Here is a 2,195-nt window from a genome sequence, read left to right on the forward strand (position 1 = left end):
GTGCGCCGTGAGGCGCTGTGTTTCCGGGAGGGGTGTAAGGACCCTCCGCCGGGCTGTCGCAGCAGTCCGGTGAAGCTGGCGGCAGCCTGACCTCGGAGATGCGGGGAAGGGCGGGAAGCAGCCGCGACAACGACGGGGCGGGCTGGCACTGCCAGACAGCTCGTGCCCGGCCAGCAAGGTGGATAGGTGTAACGAGAGTGAACCAGTGGTTGAACCCCCGTAAGCGTGGAACCGGCTCAAATCTGGTGGATACGGGCCGGGCAGTAGTGCGCGCCGACCATTGCTGTACGTGGTCGGCGACTTCGCACCCGGGTAGCGACGCCGGGACGAAGGCCCTTGGGGAAAGCCTGCGGCGTACCCAGGGCGAGGCTGCCGGGGAAAAGCTGGGCGCCGCCCCCACCGACCGGAACACAGTGAACACGGGAACCGCCCTCAGGTCGCCCTCCTTGACACCCAACCAGGGTGTCGACGGGCAGGCGCATCGTCAGCCCAGGACCTGGGTGCGGGGCGGAGCCGTCGTAGTAGTCGCGGGAGTCACGCCCCGTCGTGGAGAGCGGGAAAGCCGCTCACAGGGCCAAGGACGGCAGCGAGTCCGCAGCGATCGAACTGGAATGCCAGGAGTGCATGGGTGAATATCGATGATCCGTGGCCGACGCGCGAAGACGCCGAGGAACGGGTACTGGAGATCCAGAAGAAGCTGCACCGGTGGGCGACTGAAGCCCCCGACCGAAGGTTTGACGACCTGTACAACCTCGTATGGGACCCGGCGTTTCTGCTTACGGCATGGCACCGGGTCCGGGGCAACCGAGGAGCACGATCGGCCGGAGTGGACGGGGTCCGTCCCCGAGATCTCCCCACCGGCCAGAGCCTGTTCCTGTTCAGGCTCCAGATGGAGTTGAAGGACAGGACGTTCCGGCCCCTCCCCGCGCGGGAGCGGATGATCCCCAAAGCGAATGGCAAGACTCGTTCGCTGGGTATTCCCACCGCGAGGGACCGGATCGTGCAAGCAGTGCTCAAGATGATCCTCGAACCCGTCTTCGAGGCGGACTTCAAGCCGGTCTCCTACGGCTTCCGCCCCAACAGGCGGGCCCAGGATGCGATCGCCGAGATTCACCTGCTGGGCTCCCGCTCCTACGAGTGGGTACTCGAAGGTGATATCAAGGCGTGCTTCGACGAGATTTCACACTCGGCTCTCCTGGACCGGGTGCGGAACCGGATCGGAGACAAACGTGTCCTGGCGCTGGTCAAGGCATTCCTGAAGGCCGGCGTCCTCGCCGAGGGCGACATCCTCAGGGACACCCGCACCGGCACTCCCCAAGGCGGCATCCTCTCTCCCCTGCTCGCCAACATCGCCCTGTCGGTCCTGGATGAGCACATCACGGCCGCGTGGGCGACGTTCGGCAAGAACAACCAGGCCCGCAGCTATCGTCGGCGCAAGGGGCTACCCACCTACAAGATCGTCCGCTACGCGGACGACTTTGTGATCATGGTGTCCGGAACCCGCGCACATGCCGAGGCGCTGCGGGACGAGGTCGCCATGGTGCTGACCACCGTGGGACTGCGGTTGTCGGAGGAGAAGACCACCGTCGTGCACATCGACGAGGGGTTCACCTTCCTGGGCTTTCGCATCCAGCGACAGCGCCAGCAGGGCTCGAACAGGTGGTACGTCTACACCTGGCCAGCAAAGAAGTCGCTCGACTCGGCGATGGCCAAGGTCAAGGCGATCACCCGGCAGGGGACCAACCAACCGCTTGCCGAACTGCTCAGGCAGATCAACGCGGTACTGCGGGGATGGACCGGCTACTTCAAACACGGCGTGTCCAAAGCGACCTTCGCGTTCCTGCACCAGTACACCTGGCGCAGGGTCGTTGGATGGCTTCGCCGCAAGCATCGCCGGATCAACTGGAAGCAGCTCCAACGCCGCCACCTTCCCCGGTGGTGGCCGACAGACGGCGAGATGACGCTGTTCGACGCCCGTGCGGTCCCGGTCACCCGGTATCGCTACCGGGGAACAGCGATCCCAACGCCGTGGACACCCGCAGCGGTCAGAACAGCCCAGTAACCCACCGCGTGGGCTCGTGGAGAGCCGGATGCGGGGCCAACTCGCATGTCCGGTTCGGGGAGCGGGCCGGGGAAACGGACCAGCCGAAACGCTGGCACCGCGCCCCGGTCCGACTCCACTGGGCCACCGAGGC

At 65.9% G+C, this 2,195-nt stretch carries 1 protein-coding gene; it reads left to right on the plus strand.

Annotation, left to right across the window (positions count from 1 at the left end; translation table 11 throughout):
* Positions 1–628 precede the first annotated feature (628 nt).
* Complete coding sequence (gene ltrA, locus ACFQ87_RS45825; RefSeq protein ID WP_380616983.1) at positions 629–2,062, plus strand: group II intron reverse transcriptase/maturase; 1,434 nt, start codon at positions 629–631, stop codon at positions 2,060–2,062.
* Positions 2,063–2,195: the final 133 nt, after the last annotated feature.

The sequence above is a fragment of the Kitasatospora sp. NPDC056531 genome (assembly GCF_042794375.1).
Classification (GTDB): domain Bacteria; phylum Actinomycetota; class Actinomycetes; order Streptomycetales; family Streptomycetaceae; genus Kitasatospora.